The organism is Acinetobacter sp. WCHAc060006, assembly GCF_004209135.1.
GTDB lineage: Bacteria > Pseudomonadota > Gammaproteobacteria > Pseudomonadales > Moraxellaceae > Acinetobacter > Acinetobacter cumulans.
Map to the genome: position 1 here is coordinate 1 of NZ_SGSS01000097.1, position 734 is coordinate 734.

At 42.5% G+C, this 734-nt stretch carries 1 protein-coding gene; it reads right to left on the minus strand.

The window, feature by feature from the left end; translation table 11 throughout:
• Positions 1–52: 52 nt before the first annotated feature.
• Positions 53–734, minus strand: a 682-nt coding sequence (locus EXE29_RS17350) for an IS5-like element IS17 family transposase (protein WP_130125678.1), incomplete at its 5' end; no start/stop codon positions are given.

The window sequence follows — 734 nt, forward strand, 5'->3', positions numbered from 1 at the left end:
GGCTTTGTTGCACAAAGATTTGAAATGCAAAGCGCCCCTAATTGAGCCAAATTTAAGGCGTAACTTGGGTAAGTGGTCGACCTAATTCCGTAAATCTGTTGAGGACTGCTACACGTGCATGAATTTCATTCACCTGACTAGGAAAGCTTCTTGCCATTAATTTATCGCCTAATAATTTGATGCAATGCATCTTGGTTTCCACCAAACTGCGGCGATGATAGCCTGACCATTTTTTCCATAATGTCCTGCCTAAACGTTTAACTGTTCGAAGTAATTCATTTCGCTCTAGCGAGCTGATCTCTGTATCTTTCCATGGTTTCGCATTTTTTCTAGGTGGAATCACCGCATGTGCTTGCCGATCTGCAATGACCTGACGGCATTGCTTGGTGTGATAAGCTCCATCGGTATAAACAGAGTCAATCTGCTCATCTTGTGGAATCTGATTAAGTAAATCACCAAGCACCTGTGAATCACTGACATTATTGGTTGTGAGCTGAATAGCGCGTATTTGTAGGGTTTTGGCATCTATACCAATATGTAGTTTACGCCATTGGCGACGATATTCAGCTCCATGTTTCTTGCGTTTCCATTCGCCCTCACCTAGAAACTTCATGCCTGTAGAGTCTACGAGTAGATGCAGTCCATCGCTACTTTTTTGGTAGCTGATTGCAATATCAATATGCTTTTGTCTTCTACAAAGCGTACTGTAATCTGGTGCGGTCCAATTTAATCCG